This is a genomic window from Xanthomonas cannabis pv. cannabis, assembly GCF_000802365.1.
Taxonomy (GTDB): Bacteria; Pseudomonadota; Gammaproteobacteria; order Xanthomonadales; family Xanthomonadaceae; genus Xanthomonas; species Xanthomonas cannabis.
The window spans coordinates 1-15,734 of the sequence record NZ_JSZE01000154.1; the positions used below are offsets into that span (position 1 = coordinate 1).

Sequence of the window (15,734 nt, forward strand, 5' to 3'; positions counted from 1 at the left end):
CCACTGACCACTACCAGAAACATTCCCGACTCGACACGGCCACCGAGCACCCAGTCGGCCAGCAGATGCACCGCCACGCCGATCCCTCCGAGCAAGCCGAGTGCCACGACCGCCGTACGCCGGCGATGCGTGCGCAAGGTCGCATCCGAACTGGCCACCACGATCCAGGCCGACACCAGGCCGAAAAACGCCGTCAAGCCAAACCCGATCTCCGCCGCAGCGCTCGACCAGCGCTGCAGTGCCGGGCCGCCGTACATCGGGTTGAACAAACGAAACACCACGTCGAGCAGCCCCAGCGGAATGCACATACCGAAGAGGGATACCGGCACCAACAGCACGAGATCGCTCAGCTGCGGGCGGGATGCGGGCGGCTCAGCGCGCACCGGCCAACTCGGCGATGCGCGCGTTGTGTGCGATCAGCTCGCGGCATTCCACCGCGAAGATGCCCATCTGCCCGACCTTGAACTCGACCCAGGCCAGATCCAGTTCCGGCAGCAGCTTGATCAGGTGCTGCTCGGACTCGCCCACTTCGCAGATCAGCAGACCGTCTTCGCTCAGGTGCTGCGGCGCATCGCGCAGGATCTTCAGCACCAGATCCAGGCCATCGTCGCCCGCACGCAGGCCGAGTTCGGGCTCGTAGGAATACTCCTGCGGCAGCGCATCGGTTTCGTCGTTGGTGACGTACGGCGGGTTGGTGACGATCAGGTCGTACCGGCGCCCGGCCAGGCCAGTGAACAGATCCGACTTGAGCAGGGTGACGTTGTCGGCATGCAGGCGCGCCTTGTTGTCGGCGGCCAGTGCCAGCGCGTCGTCGCTGATGTCCACGCCATCCACATCCCAGTGCGGGTTGTAGTGGCCCATGGCAATGGCGATGCAGCCCGAGCCGGTGCACAGGTCCAGCGCGCGGGTCACTTCACGGCCGCCCAGCCAGGGCTCGAAGCCGGCTTCGATAAGCTCGGCGATCGGCGAGCGCGGCACCAGCGCACGCGCGTCGCTCTTGAAACTCAGCCCGGCGAACCAGGCTTCACCGGTCAGGTACGCCGCCGGGACGCGCTCGGTGATGCGACGCTCGAACAGGCCGAGCACCCGCACTTTTTCCTCACGCAGCAGACGCGCCTGGCCGTAGGCCGGGCCCAGGTCGTGCGGCAGATGCAGGCTGTGCAGCACCAGCTGGGTGGCTTCGTCCAGCGCGTTGTCGTAGCTGTGGCCGAAGGTCAGACCGGCTGCATTGAAACGGCTGGTGCCGTAGCGGATCAGGTCGATGATGGTGTGCAGTTCGTCGGCCGCGGCGGCAGTCATGGCAACAACTAAAGAGGAATCGGCCCCCGATTATAGAGGTCGGATCGGTATCATGAGCGTCCGTTGCACTGGAAACCGCCATGTTCAATCGCAATACCGGCATCGTGCTGCTGGTGGCGCTGGCCGCCGGCCTGGGGCTCTTGCTGGGGCAGAAGTTCTCCGGCGGCGCGCCCAGCTCGCCCTGGCCACCCACCCGGACCATCACCTTTTACCCGCAGCCGCGCCCGCTGCCGCAGTTCAGCCTGCGCCAGTCCGACGGCACCCAGCTGGTGCCAGGTGAACTGAAGGGGCATTGGACGCTGGTGTTTCTGGGCTTCACCTTCTGCCCGGACGTGTGCCCGACCACGCTGACCGATCTGGCGGTGGCGCAGCAGCAGTGGGAAAGCATTCCCGATGGCCTGCGCCCGCGCGTGCTGTTCGTCTCGGTGGACCCGCAGCGTGACCCGCCCGCGCGGCTGGGCGAATACGCGCATGCCTTCCACAAGGACACCCTGGCCGCCACGGCGGACGTGCCGGCGCTGGAGCGCTTTGCCACCGCGCTGGGCTTCGTGTTCCAGAAGGTGCCGGGCAAGGGCTTCGAGCAGAATCCCAACGACTACAGCATGGATCACTCGGCTGGCATCGCCGTGCTCGACCCGCAGGGCCGCCTGGCCGGCCTGATCCGTCCCCCGCTCGATCCCAAGGCGATTGCCGCCGACCTCCAACAGCTGACCAAGGTAACCGCCCCGTGAGTTTCGTCACTTCCCTGACCTACGTGCTGCCTCACCGGTTGCTGTCGTCCATGGCGCGCGCGCTGGCCTACTCGCAGACGCCGTCCACCAAGCAGTGGTTGATCGACACGGTGACGCGCAAATTCGGCGTGGACCTGAGCGAAGCGCAGGAGCCTGACCCGCGCGCCTACCCCACCTTCAACGCGTTTTTCACCCGCGCCTTGAAGCCCGGCGCGCGCGTGCCCGATGCCGACCCGGCAGCGTTGCTGATGCCGGCCGACGGCCGCATCAGCCAGCTCGGCCCGATCGAGAACGGCCGCATTTTCCAGGCCAAGGGGCAGTCGTTCACCGCCGCCGAGTTACTCGGCGATGAAGCGGCCGCAGTGCCGTTCAACAACGGCCTGTTCGCCACCGTGTACCTGTCGCCCAAGGACTATCACCGCGTGCATATGCCGTGGACCGGCACCCTGCGCGAAACCGTGCATGTTCCCGGGCGGCTGTTCAGCGTGGGCCCGGACGCGGTGCGCAATGTGCCGCGCCTGTTCGCGCGCAACGAGCGGCTGGTGTGCCACTTCGACACCGACTTTGGCCCGATGGCGTCGGTGATGGTGGGCGCGCTGCTGGTCTCCGGCGTGGAGACGGTCTGGAGCGGCGTGGAGATTCCGCGCTATGGCGACCGCATCACCCGCAAGGATTACCGCGGCAAGGGCATCGTGCTGGAACGGTTTGCGGAGATGGCTCGCTTCAACTATGGCTCGACCGTGATCGTGCTGCTGCCGCCGGGTGTGGCCACGCTCGATGGTGCACTTGCTGCCGAGACATCGGTGCGGCTCGGGCAAGCGCTTGCGCGTCGCCAGTGAATTGCAACGACACCGTATCAGGAGCGGACCTGGTCGCGGCCAGGGATTCCCAACGATGCGTCGCTCCTACGCGCGCCGTTTTGCTCAGCCCAGATAACGCAACACACTGCACACAACAGGACTACTTGGACGGCTTCGTCGCGGCCAGGTCCGCTCCTACGGCAAGCAGCCTTGTCGTGCGCTCGCCGCCATCGTAGGAGCGAATCTGGCCGCGACGAGGCATTCCCGACAAGGCGTCGCACACCCGCGCGCCGTTGCCAAACCTTCGATTGAAAACACGCTGCCCAGACCCGGGCTAACGGAGCGGCGTTCGCGCGGCCTGGCCTGCTCCCACGCCAGCGGGTTCAGGCCGATGCGCACCGCCGTCTAAAGGGTGCGGCCATCAGCACGGCACCACGCGCGCAACTCAGCGGTCGCAGCCCGCCAGCTTGATGCTCTGCCCCGGCTTGAGCGCATACGCCGGGGCCTTCAGGCCGTTGGCCTTGGCCAGCTCCTTGATCTCGCACCGATACTTGTTTGCGACGCGGCCGAGCGTGTCGCCCTTGGCGATGGTGTAGCTGCGCGCCTGCCTGGCCTTGGGCTTGGCGACCGCCGGCTGGCCGGTGGCCACGGTGGTCGGCACGCCGGCCATCGGGCTCACGTCGCCGACCGCCACGCTTGGCACGTACTCCGGCGATGCGCTGCTGCGCACGATGGCGTTGTTGAGATCGGCCGTGATCAGGGTGCGTGCCAGGTCCGCACGCGGGCCGCTCACGCAGTAACGCGTGTACAGGCTGGCGATGCGGTTGGTGGCGTTGATGACGGTGCCGGCCGGAATCCAGCCATCGGATTCGTAGCGCGGGTTGAGGTTGCGCAGCGCACGCATGTAGCCATCACGCGCGCCCATGCCCCCCAGGCAGATGGTGAGTTCGTAGATCGTGGTCGACTTGGCCAGCTTGAGCGTGGCCGGCTGCGCGTCGAGCTTGGGGAAGTCCACGCCGTACTGTCGCGGGTGCAGGAAGATCCACGCCGCCGCGATCACCATCGGCACGTAGTCCTTGGTTTCGGCCGGGAACTGGTTATAGACATCCTGTTCCCAGAAGCCGCGCCCGCCAAATTGCGAAAACACGCGTGCCGCGCGCCCTTCGCCGCCGTTGTAGGCCGCCAGTGCCAGCTCGATGCTGCGGTTGAGCCCGGCCATGCGCTCGTTGAGATAGGCGGCGCTGGCTTCGGCGGCGCTGCGTGCATCGAAGCGCGTGTCGAAGCCGGTGCCGTCCGGGCCCAGCCCGAAACGGCGCCCGGTGGCCGGCATGAACTGCATCAGTCCGGCCGCGCCGGCGCGCGAATTGGCGTGCACCTTGCCGTTGGATTCCTTGGCCATGATGCCGAACAGCAGCGCCTCCGGCAGCCCGCGCTTCTGCCATTCCGGCCACATCACCCCGCGCAGGTTGCTGTAGTTGTCGTAGCTGGTCATCAGCGCCGGGCGCATGTCGGTCAGCCAGCGCCGGATGCCGGCCTGCACCGCCGGATTGTACTGGACCATCTTGTCGAACTCGTGGCGCTGGTCGTTGAGCAGCGTCGCCGCCCGCGCCGCTTCGGGCACGCCATTGGAAGCCGGGCCGAGATGGTCGGGGTCGGCCTGCAGCAGGGTGTCGTCATCTTCCGGGTCTTCGGCGGCCGGCGCTTCGGCGTCGGCGCGCGCCTTGAGCAGGCGCTTGTAGGTGGCCAGTTGATTGGCGACCAGGCAACCGCGCTGCTTGATGCAGGCGTCGATGACGTCTTCCATGTCCTCCAGTGCAGCGTCGCCCTCGGCGGTGCCCTTCGGATCGGAGTTGTTCACCAGCACCAGCGCATCGCGGTAGCGCTTTTCGGCGGCGGCCATGCGCGCATCGAGCGCGGCGGCCTTCTCCGTGTCGCGTTTGGAGATCGCGTGGGCGGCGGGGACGACAGACATCAGCGCCACCACAGCCAGGACAGGCCATGGGCGCAAACCAAAATGAGCGAGCGGCATCGTAGGCAGTACAGCGGAAAGGCAGGCAGGGTAGCCGCCGGGGCGATACCGGGGCAAGGCGCGGCGGACGCCAGGGTCAGTGGCCCGTTAGCTTGGCGAGCGAGCGACACGCAGCCACATCGCATCGGTACGGCGGTTCGAGGACGGGACGGTGCAGCGCCGACCGCCACTCGCCGCAGGCGTGCCAACCCGATCGCAGGGCCAGTCCCCAAGTCGTTATCGCCTGCCCGGACGGGCGAGGTTGCCCGCTAGAATCGGCGTCTTTCTTCCACCGGATCTGTGCCATGGCCTCGTTCCTGCTCGGCAAAGGCGTTACCGACGACATCCCGGTCACCCTGGAAGGCCGCTTCGGTAATCGACATGGTCTGGTGGCCGGCGCCACCGGCACCGGCAAGACCGTGACCCTGATGACCCTGGCCGAAGGCTTTTCGCGGTTGGGGGTGCCGGTGTTCCTGGCCGACGTGAAGGGCGACGTCGCCGGGCTGGCCGTGGCCGGCGACGGCGCGCCCGCTGTGCTGCAGCGCGCCACGGATGTGGGCATCGCCGACTACGCGCCGGCCGCCAGCCCGGTGGTGTTCTGGGACCTGTTCGGTCAGCTCGGCCACCCGGTGCGCACCACCGTGAGCGAAATGGGCCCCACCCTGCTTGCGCGCATCCTGGAACTCAACGACACCCAGTCCGGCGTACTCGACATCGTGTTCAAGCTCGCCGACGACCGTGGCCTGTTGCTGCTGGATCTGGACGACCTGCGCGCGTTGCTGGCGCTGGTGGTGGAAGAGCGCAAGGAACTGTCCACCAGTTACGGACTGGTGTCGGCGCAGTCGGTGGCCGCGATCCAGCGCGCGCTGCTGCGGCTGGCGCAGGACGGCGGCGAGCAGTTCTTCGGTGAACCGGCGCTGGAACTGGCCGAGCTGATGCGCGTGGCCCCGGATGGCCGCGGCGTGATCGGCATCCTGGCGGCCAATCAACTGGTGCTCAAGCCGAAGCTGTATTCCACCTTCCTGCTGTGGTTGTTGTCCGAACTCTTCGAGGGCTTGCCGGAAGTGGGCGACCTGGACCAGCCCAAGCTGGTGTTCGTCTTCGACGAGGCGCACCTGCTGTTTGACGATGCGCCGGCCGCGCTGGTGCAGCGCATCGAACAGGTGGTGCGCTTGATTCGTTCCAAGGGCGTCGGGGTGTATTTCTGCTCGCAGTTTCCCGACGACATCCCGGACACCATCCTCGGCCAGCTCGGCAACCGCGTACAGCACGCGTTGCGCGCCTACACCCCGCGTGACCAGAAGGCGGTCAAGACCGCCGCGCAAACCTTCGTGGCCAATCCCAAGCTCGACGTGGCCAGCGCCATTTCCAGCCTGGGCACCGGCGAAGCCCTGGTATCGCCATTGCAGGGCAAGGGCGTGCCGGCGCCGGTGCAGCAGACGCTGATCGCGCCGCCGCGTTGCCGCATGGGCGCCATCAGCGCGCCCGAACGCGCGCAGGTCCGCGCGGCCAGCCCGGTTGGTACCCGCTACGACACCGCGATCAATCGCGAATCGGCCGCCGAACTGCTGGTACGCCGCGTGGAACAGGTGGCCACGCAGACCGCCGCCCCACCCGCCCGCAGCCGCGCGCAGGAGGACGCGCAGGACAGCGGCTTCGGTAAGGCGGTCACGATGCCGTGTTCGGCACCGGACGCCGCCAGGGCATGCTGGAAACGATGGCCAAGCAGACCTCGCGCACCATCGGCAACAAGATTGGGCAGCAGATCGTGCGCGGTATTTTTGGAAGCATTTTTGGCGGAAAGCGCTGAGCTCGACGCCCACCAAGGAATGCCATGAGCAAGGATACGAAGAATACGACAAGGTGCTGAGAGGAACGCGCTGACGGCGGCGCGCCCTATCTTCGCGCGAAGGCCTTTGCCGCGAGACAAGCGATTTTCAAGCAGGCTCCTGGTGGACTGGCCGTCACGATTCTGCTGATGCGGTTCACCTGCCTTGTAACGCGTAAGCCGCGTGACTTTGTCGTCTTGCAGGTTCCAACGCACGACAAGCCGCCTATCAACGCTTGCGCTCACGGGTGCTCATCCGCGAGCTAGTCCAGCACGCCATGCAGCTTGGCGTACTGCAGCAGCATGATGGTCTTGGCATCGGCGATCTCGTCGGAGCCGATCATTGCCAGCGCACCGTCGAGTGACAGTTCAAGCACCTCGATCTCCTCGCCGTCCTCTTCGACGCCGCCGCCGTCGCTCACCTTGTCGCCGTCGAAGTATTCGCCGACGAAGAAGTACAGCCGCTCGGTGACCGAGCCCGGACTCATGAAGGCCTCGAATACCTTGCGCACGTGATCGATGCGGTAGCCGGTTTCCTCTTCGGTTTCCTTGCGGATGCAGGTCTGCGGATCGTCGCGGTCCAGCAGGCCGGCGCAGGCCTCGATCAACAGGCCGTCCGGATTGCCATTGAGCAGCGTCGGCAGGCGAAATTGCCGGGTCAACATCACCGTCTGCCTGGCGCGGCTGTAGAGCAGGATGGTGGCGCCGTTGCCGCGGTCGTATGCCTCGCGCGACAGGGTCTGCCAACGGCCGTCCTTGCGCAGGAAGTCGAAGGTGACCTTGCGGAGCACATACCAGTTGTCGGACAGCACATCGATGCTGCGAATACGGACCTGCGGGGTGTCCAGGGTCGATGGATTCACGCGGAGCTCCTTGCGATAGGAAAAGGACAGGCGCCATGGGATGGCACGGGAAGCGCATGGCATCTGGGGCGCGCGGCCCCACGCGGCGAACCGGCGACAGCGAGCGGCAGGCCGCAAGCAGCTGACCCGCCCGAACCGCAGTGGCCGGAAGGCGTCAACGCCCAATTGCACGAGGCCGCGCATGGTCGCACAATCCCTTCACATCACACGCTTGGGGAGCGTCATGGAAGACCGTTTTCGCGCGCGCAAGGCCGTGAAGGCCGCGCCTGCGCCGTTCTGGACCCGCATTCCCGCCATTGCCACTTACCCGCTGCGCGGCTCGGCGCTGTATGCGCTGATCGCGCTGACGCTATGCAGTGCATTGCTGGTGTTGCCGGGCATTCTGAAGCTGCTCGTCATGGGCGTGCTGGGCATGGCGACCTACACCTACGCCTTCGACATCCTGCGCCACACCGCCGATGGGCAAGCCGATGCGCCCCGGCTCGGATACAACAGCTTCGACAGCGCGGTGCTGCGCCTGATCCTGCTGGCCATCGCGTTGGGCATCGTGATCGGCGCGGCCGCCGTGGTCGCGGGCCCGTTCGGGCTGACCATCGCCTATGTGGCAACCCTGCTGCTGTTGCCCGGCATGCTCATTTCGCTTGCCATCGATGGCAGCCTGCGGCGCGCGTTGAACCCTGCGGTGTCGATCGACATGGCGATGCGCATCGGCTGGCCGTATCTGGCCGCCTACGGGCTGCTGTATGTGATCCAGGGCAGCGGCACGGCGGCGGCGTTCATTGCACTGACATATCTGCCGCCCATCGTGCGCGAGGCGACCACGCTGGTGGCCTCCATCTGGGCCCTGTTCGCCAGCTTCCATCTGATGGGGTATCTGGTCTACCAGTACCACGAAGCGCTGGGCTATACCCCTAATGGCGGCGACGTACAGGAACGTGCCGATCCGGATCAGCGCCTGCTCGATGAGGCCGAACACCATGTGCGCGAGGGTCACACCGACGAGGCCTTTCAGGCAGTGCGCGGTGCGGTGCGCTCGCGTGCGGTGAGCCTGGCGGTGCACGAGCTGTATCAGCGCCTGCTCCGACAGCACCATCGCAGCGACGAACTACACGAACACACCCGGCACTACATCAACCGCCTGCTGCAGGAAAAGCAGGAACGCCGCGCGCTCGCACTGCAGCGCGAAGCGCTGGACAGCGACCCCGCTTTCACCCCGCTGCTGCCGGAGCAGGCCACCCTGCTGGCCGAGCGCGCCAAGATGGCCGGGCAGTTCCAGCTGGCCACCGATGGCTTGCTGGCCGCCATCGCAGCCTGGCCGCGCGACCCGATGCTGCCGAGCTGGTCGCTGGACGCGGGCCTGATGCTGGCCGAGCGCTTCGGCCGCGACGACCAGGCACGTGCGCTGCTGCAACACGCAACGGAGCGCTGCGACGATGCAGCGCAGCGCGCAAAGCTGGATGCGGCATTGCGCGCGGTTGCGATCCAGCCGGCGTAAAGACAGCCGCAGAGGCGCGAGCGATCGTCAGCGTGGCACGTCGGCCGATGGCTGCGGCCACCTGATAGCCGCTGACAGAACCACTGCGCTCATTGCCAGGCGGGCGCGGCATGCGTTCGAATCGGCGGATACCTCGCGCGCACTCCGCCTTCTCCGCGTCGTCCCCCCACCTGACAACGCGCCGCTAGGTGTCGTTCGCCACGCTCATCCGTTCTCGAGCAGAAACCGTGCCTTGGCTGCCTGCCCCTGCTCGGGAAACTGGTCCAGCACCTGGCGCAGCAACCGCGTGCGCTGCTCCCCGGCGTGCAGGTCGCCGTGGCGCAATGCCAGCACGAACCATCGCTGGGCAAGCTCGGCCCGCGGCGTGTCGCTTTCGCAGTCCTTCAACACACGCTCGGCATCGGCCAGCAGCCCGTTGCCGAGGCAGGCGTCGACCAAGGCCATGCGAGCCGGCAGCTCGCACAGGGCCAGGTCCTTGCCCAGCTCTGCTGCCACGCCCAGCTGGAGTTGTGTCTGTTCTGCCGTATGCGACGGCAGGCGCAACATAGTCTGCGCGTGTCGCAGCGTGTCCTGCCTGCTCCCGGCATTGCGTGCAACGCGGTAGCGCGCCAGCGCGATTTCCAGGCTCTGCGGCATTTCATCGGCCAGCTCGGCCAGCAACCGCTCTGCCTCACGGTTTTCCATACGCCCCAGATGCGACTGCGCGCGCGCCCAGCGGTCATCGGCCTGCGCAGGCGCGTGCTCGTCCATGAACGCCGGGCGGATCTGACGCGTGGCCACGAGGATCGCGCCCAGCAGCGCGCCACTGACCAGGCCGCCGGCATGCGCCTCGAACGCCACCGAGCCGTTCTCGCTCCACAGCAGGCTGTAGATTTCCCAGCCCAGCCATAGCGGCAGCAACAGGATTGCAGGCCCACGCACGTAGTTGAACACCACGAAAAACCAGTAGAAGAACCGCACCCGACGGCGGCCCCAGACCACGCAAAATGCGCCCATCAGTGCGGCAATGGCGCCGGACGCGCCCAGCCCGCCACCGGGCTGACCCCAACGCCACCACAGGCTCGCCGCACTGGCGCCGAAACCGCCCGCCAGGTACAGCAGCAGGAACCATCCGCTGCCGATCGCACCTTCCAGCAAGGTACCCAGCGCCAGCAGAAACACCATGTTGCCGAACAGATGATTCAGGTCTCCATGCAGGAAGGTGGCCGACAGCATGCGCGCAGGCGACCATTCGGAACTGCGTTGCAGATGGCGCAACGTGAGTACCCTGGACAGCCGCGCGTCGTACAGCGCACGCAAGCCCTGCCATTGGCGCAGCTGTTCTTCGTTGTTGAATAGCGTGCCGCGGCGCAATGCCTGCGCAAAGGCGACATCGTGCATTGTCAGGTGGGCCAGATAGGCGGTGCGCTGGCGCGCAGGAGCGGCAGCCAGCTTGCCCTGCCGCGCAGCACGCAACCTGGGGTCGCTGGTCTGTTCCAGATAGCGGGCGTGCGCCGCGGCTTCCAGCGTGCCCAGCCCGGAGTCGACGTAATAGCGCACGGCATCCTCGACCAGCGCATCGTCCTTGCGCTGATAACCGACGTAGACGACCACGTTGATCAGCACCAGCAGCAGCGTCACCCAGGGAATGTTCTGGCGCGACCAGGGTTTGTGCAGCGGCATGAGCAGCATGACGACATCCGTGTCCGAGAATGGCGGAAAGCTTCGCTGTGCGGCGGCAGATGCGCAAGCACGCCATGCGCGCTAGCATCGCGCCCCCGCCGTTCGATGCCACGCCCGACCATGAGCCGCTGGCGCCCGCCTGCCGAAAAAAGCACCGCACTGATCACCCCGGAAGGCCATGCGCGCCTCAAGGCCGAGCTGGAAGAGCTGTGGCGCGTGCGCCGGCCGGAGGTGGTGCGCGCACTGGCTGCGGCCGCTGCGGAAGGCGACCGCTCGGAAAACGCGGAGTACACCTATCGCAAGAAGCAGCTGGGCGAGATCGACCGCCGCGTGCGCTACCTGAGCAAGCGCCTGGAAGCGCTGCGCGTGGTGGACACCGCGCCCACCGACCCGCAGGCGGTGTTTTTCGGCGCCCAGGTGGAACTGGAAGATGCCGACAGCGGCGAGCTGCTGCGCTACCGCATCGTCGGCCCGGACGAAACCGATGCCGCACGCGGCTGGATCAGCATCGATTCGCCGCTGGCGCGCGCGCTGCTGAAAAAGCGCGTGGACGACGAATTCGACGCGCAACTGCCGTCTGGCAAGCACAGCTTCGTGGTGGTGTCGGTAGATTACACCGGCCAGTAGCCCGCGTGATTGCATTCCGCTGACGCTCGGCGGCCGGGGCCAGGATGGCCTTGGCGCGTGCAGAAGCTCACTTATGCGCGATGGGGCCTTATCGATAACGCCTCATCGCGCACAAGCGCGCTCCTACGGACTGCGGTGTCCCGACACGTGGCCGGTTACACCATCTGCAGATTCAACGACCGCCCTTGCTGGATCGCGCCATTGGCCGGCAGCGCATCGCCGAACAGGTCGTGCTCGTCGCTGTCGGTGATTTCCACGTCGACCAGGTCGCCCACCTTCAACTTGAGCTCGCCGCCGTTTTGAATATGCACCAGGCCGTCGATTTCCGGTGCGTCCGCGCGCGAACGTGCCACCGCGATGTCGTCTTCGATCAGATCCACCAGGCATTGCTGCACGCTGCCGATCTTGGCTTCCAGACGCAGCGCAGAGATCTCCGCCTGCTTGGCCATGAAGCGCGCCAGGCGCTCCTGCTTCACTTCTTCCGGCACCTGGTCCGGCAGCGCATTGGCACTGGCGCCATCGACCGGCGAATACGCGAACGCCCCCACGCGATCGAGCTGCGCCTGGTCCAGGAAGTCCAGCATGGACGCGAACTCGGCCTCGGTTTCACCGGGGAAGCCAACGATGAAGGTCGAGCGCACGGTGATCTCCGGGCACATCGCCTTCCAGCGCTGCACACGCTCCAGGGTTTTTTCCACCGCGCCCGGGCGCTTCATCAGCTTGAGGATGCGCGGGCTGGCGTGCTGGAACGGGATGTCCAGATACGGCAACAGCTTGCCGTCGGCCATCAGCGGAATGACGTCGTCCACGTGTGGGTACGGATAGACGTAATGCAGGCGCGTCCACACGCCCAGCTCGGACAGGCCTTCGCACAACGCCTTCATGCGGGTCTGGTACATGCGGTCGCGCCACGGGCGCTCGGCGTACTTCAGATCTACGCCGTAGGCGGAGGTGTCCTGCGAGACCACCAGCAGCTCCTTGACCCCGCCGCGCACCAGCCGTTCGGCTTCGCGCAACACCTCGTCCACCGGACGCGACACCAGATCGCCGCGCATCGAGGGGATGATGCAGAAGCTGCAGCGATGGTTGCAGCCTTCGGAAATCTTGAGATACGCGTAATGCCGCGGCGTCAGCTTGATGCCGTAGTCCGGCACCAGATCCACGAACGGGTCGTGCCGCGGCGGCAGCGCGGCGTGCACCGCTTCCATCACGCTCTGGTAGTCCTGCGGGCCGGACACCGCCAGCACCTGCGGGTAGGCCTCGCGGATCTGCTCCGGGCGTTTGCCCAGGCAGCCGGTCACGATCACCTTGCCGTTGGCGTTCATCGCCTCGCCGATCGCATCCAGCGATTCGGTCACCGCCGAATCGATGAAGCCGCAGGTATTGACCACCACCACGTCGGCGGCGTCGTAGCTGGGCACGATGTCGTAGCCCTCCACGCGCAGCTGGGTGAGGATGCGTTCGGAATCGACGAGCGCCTTCGGGCAGCCAAGGCTGACGAAGCCGACTTTGGGGTTCAGCTGGGACATGGAAGCAGGAGCCTGGGAGTGGAGCGGCCTGGGGCCTGGGCAGGGCCAATTATAGCGGCGCGCGGGCAGCGCCCTGAACCGCCGTGCATCGCCAGCGGGGTCGGCTTTGCGAAACCCTCACTTTTCACGATGCCGGTCCGGTCGATAATGCGCGCCTCGCCCGCTGCACATCAGGAATTCCCATGGGTCACTGGACCACGCTCGACACCCCCGACGGCCAGGTTGCCGCCTGGCACGCCACCCCCGCCTCCAGCCCGCGCGGCGGCCTGGTGGTGATTCAGGAGATCTTTGGCGTCAACGAACATATCCGCGCGGTCGCCGACGATTACGCCGCGCGCGGCTACGAGGTGCTTGCACCGGCCTTCTTCGATCTGGAAGAAAAGGACGTGCAGCTGCCCTACGACCAGGAAAGCCTCCAGCGCGGTCTGGCATTGGCCAATGCGGTCGGCCTGGAGCGCGCGGTGGAGGTGGTGAAATCCGCCGCCACACTGCTGACCCGCGCTGGCAAGGTGGGCACGGTGGGCTATTGCTGGGGCGGCTCGGTGGCGCTGTTGTCGGCCATCCGCCTGGGCCTGCCCTCGGTGAGCTATTACGGCGGCCGCAACACCCAGCTGCTGGACGAAACGCCCAAGGCGCCGGTGATGTTCCACTTCGGCGAACAGGACGCCAGCATCCCGCCGGAAGCGATCCAGGCGCATCGCGAGAAGCTGCCGCAGATGGAAACCTTCGTGTACCCCACCGGCCATGCCTTCAATCGCAGCATCGACCCCACCCACTACGACGCCGACAGCGCCGAACGCGCGCTGGAACGCACCTTGGGCTTCTTCGAAGCGCACCTGGGATGAGTGCACCGGCATCCGGCAGTGCTGCAGCGGACGGGTTTCAGCTGGATCCGCGCCTGGCGGCCGACACGGTGTTCGTCGCCGACGGGCCGTTGTCGCAGGTCCGCCTGATGGACGACGCACGCTTCCCGTGGCTGGTGCTGGTGCCACGGGTGGCCGATGTCAGCGAGTGGATCGATCTGGATGGCGGCCAGCAGCGCCTGTTGCTGGCCGAAATCAACCAGCTGTCGCAGTTGCTGCGCGTGGAGCCCGGCGTGGGCAAGCTCAATCTCGGTGCGCTGGGCAATATCGTGCGGCAGCTGCACGTGCACCTGGTCGGCCGTCATCCGGGCGATGCGGCCTGGCCCGGGCCGGTCTGGGGCAGTGGCAGTGCGCAGCGATTTGCCGCCGACGCCCTGCAGGAGCGTGTCGCAGCATGGGCGCAACGGCTACGATAGGCGCCCGTTCGCCAAACTGCCTTCTCGCATGAAATCCAATGTCGTCGCCGCGCTGATCCTGATCCTGGTGGGTCTGCTGTTCCTGGCCAACAACCTGGGCTGGACCAATCTCAGTCTTGGCCGGCTGATCGCCACCTGGTGGCCGGCGGCGCTGGTCGCCTGCGGCATCGGGATGCTGTTCGGGCGCGGCAAGTAGGTCGGGCGGGGATTCGGGAATCGGGATTGGGGAATCGTCAGAGCGGCGTGCTTGCGCTGAAGGTTCTCCGTCCAAACAGGGTTCTCCGTTCGGCGGCTTGCTGTGATTCCAGGGAGGTGATGCCCGGTTCTGGTCCTGGCGTTGCAAACGAATCACCGGGCGCTCCCTTCTCCCGTCGGGACATTACCCTCCTTTATGGGGGGAGAAGGTGCCCCACAGGGGCGGATGAGGGTACGGGCCAAGCTCCTGCACTTGCCGACTGCCCCCTGCGCCAGGACATCTTGCTCTGCCGCATCTGCCCGAAAACTGACAGGCAACGCATTGCATGCCCTGGTCAACCATCCTGACGCGCTCAGTAGGGATGCAACATGACGACTGTCATCCGCAACTGTTGACTTCTGGCACCTGATCGGCAGCCGTATCGCGCGCAGCATGGCCTCACACCAACCGAGGATGTCGCGATGCACTACCGCCTGATTCCCGCTCTGTTTCTAATCGTCCTGGGCGCGTTGTTTCTGCTGGACAACCTGGGGCTGGCCGATCTGGATGTGGGCCACCTGATCGCCACCTGGTCGCCGGCCTTTCTCATCGCTGCCGGCGTGCGCCAGCTGCTGCGTTATCGCGGAAAAGCCGCCGCGACCTGCTGAAGGCCACGGCAGCCCCTGCCTCAGGTCCGCGGCAAGGTCACGCCGGTCTGGCCCTGGTACTTGCCGCCGCGGTCCTTGTACGAGGTCTCGCACACTTCATCGGACTGGAAGAACAGCATCTGCGCCACGCCTTCGTTGGCGTAGATGCGCGCCGGCAACGGCGTGGTGTTGCTGAATTCCAGCGTCACGTGACCTTCCCACTCCGGCTCCAGCGGGGTCACGTTGACGATGATGCCGCAGCGCGCGTAGGTGCTCTTGCCCAGGCACACCACCAATGTGTCGCGCGGGATCCGGAAATATTCCACCGTACGCGCCAGCGCGAAGCTGTTCGGCGGAATGATGCAGACATCGGATTCGATGTCGACAAAGCTGCCCGGGTCGAAATGCTTCGGATCAACGATCGTCGAGTTGATGTTGGTGAAGACCTTGAACTCGCGCGAGCAGCGCACGTCGTAGCCGTAGCTGGAGGTGCCGAAGCTGACGATGCGCTGCCCGGCGGCGTCGTGCTTGATCTGCCCGGGCTCGAACGGCTCGATCATCGCGTGCTGTTCGGCCATGCGCTTGATCCAGCGGTCGCTCTTGATGCTCATGCGGTGTTCCTTGAAGACGGGAGGCGGCGGGCCGGGCGGCCCGCGCGAAGACGGCAAATTCTAGCAAGCGGCCGGCATCGGCGGCCGGCCGGTGTACTGAGAGTGGCTAACAGCACGTAGCGAGCAGACGTCAGACGGGCGTAGACGGCGCCGCAGAGTGGTACATGCGATTCCGAACAC

At 66.3% G+C, this 15,734-nt stretch carries 15 protein-coding genes, 1 other RNA gene and 1 pseudogene; 9 read left to right on the forward strand and 8 right to left on the reverse strand.

Annotated elements, in window-relative coordinates:
- A partial coding sequence (locus OZ10_RS18755) for a hypothetical protein (RefSeq protein ID WP_039566517.1) occupies positions 1–383 on the reverse strand: 383 nt, incomplete at its 3' end.
- Complete coding sequence (prmB, locus tag OZ10_RS18760) at positions 373–1,299, reverse strand: 50S ribosomal protein L3 N(5)-glutamine methyltransferase (RefSeq protein WP_039566519.1); 927 nt, start codon at positions 1,297–1,299, stop codon at positions 373–375. The genes OZ10_RS18755 and prmB, both read right to left, overlap by 11 nt.
- Positions 1,300–1,379: 80 nt before the next feature.
- On the opposite strand from prmB, the gene OZ10_RS18765 reads away from it, so the two are divergent.
- Together OZ10_RS18765 and asd are read left to right on the forward strand one after the other, a co-directional pair.
- Positions 1,380–2,030, forward strand: coding sequence for an SCO family protein (locus OZ10_RS18765; RefSeq protein ID WP_039566521.1), 651 nt, complete (start codon positions 1,380–1,382; stop codon positions 2,028–2,030).
- Positions 2,027–2,869 (forward strand): archaetidylserine decarboxylase, encoded by an 843-nt coding sequence (gene asd, locus OZ10_RS18770; RefSeq protein ID WP_039406175.1) that lies wholly within the window; start codon positions 2,027–2,029, stop codon positions 2,867–2,869. Before OZ10_RS18765 ends, asd begins: the two co-directional genes overlap by 4 nt.
- Positions 2,870–3,275: 406 nt before the next feature.
- Here asd and OZ10_RS18775 read toward each other — a convergent pair whose 3' ends face one another.
- Positions 3,276–4,859 carry a transglycosylase SLT domain-containing protein gene (locus tag OZ10_RS18775; RefSeq protein WP_039406173.1) on the reverse strand — a complete coding sequence of 528 codons (1,584 nt, stop codon included), beginning with the start codon at positions 4,857–4,859 and terminating at the stop codon, positions 3,276–3,278.
- Positions 4,860–5,143: 284 nt separating this feature from the next.
- Between OZ10_RS18775 and OZ10_RS18780 the strand changes: the two are divergent.
- Positions 5,144–6,648: pseudogene (locus OZ10_RS18780) on the forward strand (helicase HerA-like domain-containing protein).
- Between the two features lie 281 nt (positions 6,649–6,929).
- Here the strand turns inward: OZ10_RS18780 and nudK are convergent.
- A complete protein-coding gene (gene nudK / locus OZ10_RS18785) occupies positions 6,930–7,529 on the reverse strand; it encodes a GDP-mannose pyrophosphatase NudK (RefSeq protein WP_039406169.1) in 600 nt (199 codons plus the stop codon).
- A 223-nt stretch (positions 7,530–7,752) separates the two neighbouring features.
- On the opposite strand from nudK, the gene OZ10_RS22630 reads away from it, so the two are divergent.
- On the forward strand, positions 7,753–9,024 hold the full coding sequence (locus OZ10_RS22630; RefSeq protein WP_039566522.1) for a DUF4013 domain-containing protein: 1,272 nt from the start codon (positions 7,753–7,755) through the stop codon (positions 9,022–9,024).
- A gap of 204 nt (positions 9,025–9,228) precedes the next feature.
- On the opposite strand, the gene OZ10_RS18795 is transcribed toward OZ10_RS22630, so the two are convergent.
- A complete protein-coding gene (locus OZ10_RS18795) occupies positions 9,229–10,695 on the reverse strand; it encodes a rhomboid family intramembrane serine protease (RefSeq protein WP_039566524.1) in 1,467 nt (488 codons plus the stop codon).
- 111 nt (positions 10,696–10,806) lie between these two features.
- On the opposite strand from OZ10_RS18795, the gene greB reads away from it, so the two are divergent.
- The gene (gene greB / locus OZ10_RS18800; RefSeq protein WP_039406162.1) at positions 10,807–11,313 is read left to right on the forward strand and encodes a transcription elongation factor GreB; all 507 of its coding nucleotides are present in this window, start codon (positions 10,807–10,809) and stop codon (positions 11,311–11,313) included.
- 155 nt (positions 11,314–11,468) lie between these two features.
- Here greB and rimO read toward each other — a convergent pair whose 3' ends face one another.
- Complete coding sequence (gene rimO, locus OZ10_RS18805) at positions 11,469–12,842, reverse strand: 30S ribosomal protein S12 methylthiotransferase RimO (protein WP_039406160.1); 1,374 nt, start codon at positions 12,840–12,842, stop codon at positions 11,469–11,471.
- Positions 12,843–13,024: 182 nt separating this feature from the next.
- On the opposite strand from rimO, the gene OZ10_RS18810 reads away from it, so the two are divergent.
- From OZ10_RS18810 to OZ10_RS18825, 4 genes are all read left to right on the forward strand, one after another.
- The gene (locus tag OZ10_RS18810) at positions 13,025–13,687 is read left to right on the forward strand and encodes a dienelactone hydrolase family protein (protein ID WP_039406157.1); all 663 of its coding nucleotides are present in this window, start codon (positions 13,025–13,027) and stop codon (positions 13,685–13,687) included.
- Entirely contained in the window at positions 13,684–14,121 is a 438-nt protein-coding gene (locus OZ10_RS18815) for an HIT domain-containing protein (protein ID WP_039406155.1), read from the forward strand. Before OZ10_RS18810 ends, OZ10_RS18815 begins: the two co-directional genes overlap by 4 nt.
- A 28-nt stretch (positions 14,122–14,149) precedes the next feature.
- Entirely contained in the window at positions 14,150–14,317 is a 168-nt protein-coding gene (locus OZ10_RS22735) for a LiaI-LiaF-like domain-containing protein (protein ID WP_003486900.1), read from the forward strand.
- A 461-nt stretch (positions 14,318–14,778) separates the two neighbouring features.
- The gene (locus tag OZ10_RS18825) at positions 14,779–14,964 is read left to right on the forward strand and encodes a LiaI-LiaF-like domain-containing protein (protein ID WP_039566526.1); all 186 of its coding nucleotides are present in this window, start codon (positions 14,779–14,781) and stop codon (positions 14,962–14,964) included.
- A 20-nt stretch (positions 14,965–14,984) separates the two neighbouring features.
- On the opposite strand, the gene dcd is transcribed toward OZ10_RS18825, so the two are convergent.
- On the reverse strand, positions 14,985–15,554 hold the full coding sequence (gene dcd / locus OZ10_RS18830) for a dCTP deaminase (RefSeq protein WP_005912996.1): 570 nt from the start codon (positions 15,552–15,554) through the stop codon (positions 14,985–14,987).
- A gap of 104 nt (positions 15,555–15,658) precedes the next feature.
- A non-coding RNA gene (locus OZ10_RS20755) (sX9 sRNA) lies at positions 15,659–15,720 on the reverse strand.
- Between the last annotated feature and the right edge of the window lie 14 nt (positions 15,721–15,734).

Excerpts from the sequence above, each read along its gene's own strand:
- OZ10_RS18775 (WP_039406173.1), bottom strand. The coding sequence starts at position 4,859 with ATGCCGCTCGCTCATTTTGGTTTGCGCCCATGGCCTGTCCTGGCTGTG.
- OZ10_RS18810 (WP_039406157.1), top strand. The coding sequence starts at position 13,025 with ATGGGTCACTGGACCACGCTCGACACCCCCGACGGCCAGGTTGCCGCC.
- dcd (WP_005912996.1), bottom strand. The coding sequence starts at position 15,554 with ATGAGCATCAAGAGCGACCGCTGGATCAAGCGCATGGCCGAACAGCAC.
- OZ10_RS18795 (WP_039566524.1), bottom strand. The coding sequence starts at position 10,695 with ATGCTGCTCATGCCGCTGCACAAACCCTGGTCGCGCCAGAACATTCCC.
- OZ10_RS22735 (WP_003486900.1), top strand. The coding sequence starts at position 14,150 with ATGAAATCCAATGTCGTCGCCGCGCTGATCCTGATCCTGGTGGGTCTG.
- OZ10_RS18815 (WP_039406155.1), top strand. The coding sequence starts at position 13,684 with ATGAGTGCACCGGCATCCGGCAGTGCTGCAGCGGACGGGTTTCAGCTG.
- rimO (WP_039406160.1), bottom strand. The coding sequence starts at position 12,842 with ATGTCCCAGCTGAACCCCAAAGTCGGCTTCGTCAGCCTTGGCTGCCCG.
- OZ10_RS18765 (WP_039566521.1), top strand. The coding sequence starts at position 1,380 with ATGTTCAATCGCAATACCGGCATCGTGCTGCTGGTGGCGCTGGCCGCC.
- OZ10_RS22630 (WP_039566522.1), top strand. The coding sequence starts at position 7,753 with ATGGAAGACCGTTTTCGCGCGCGCAAGGCCGTGAAGGCCGCGCCTGCG.
- OZ10_RS18825 (WP_039566526.1), top strand. The coding sequence starts at position 14,779 with ATGCACTACCGCCTGATTCCCGCTCTGTTTCTAATCGTCCTGGGCGCG.
- greB (WP_039406162.1), top strand. The coding sequence starts at position 10,807 with ATGAGCCGCTGGCGCCCGCCTGCCGAAAAAAGCACCGCACTGATCACC.
- prmB (WP_039566519.1), bottom strand. The coding sequence starts at position 1,299 with ATGACTGCCGCCGCGGCCGACGAACTGCACACCATCATCGACCTGATC.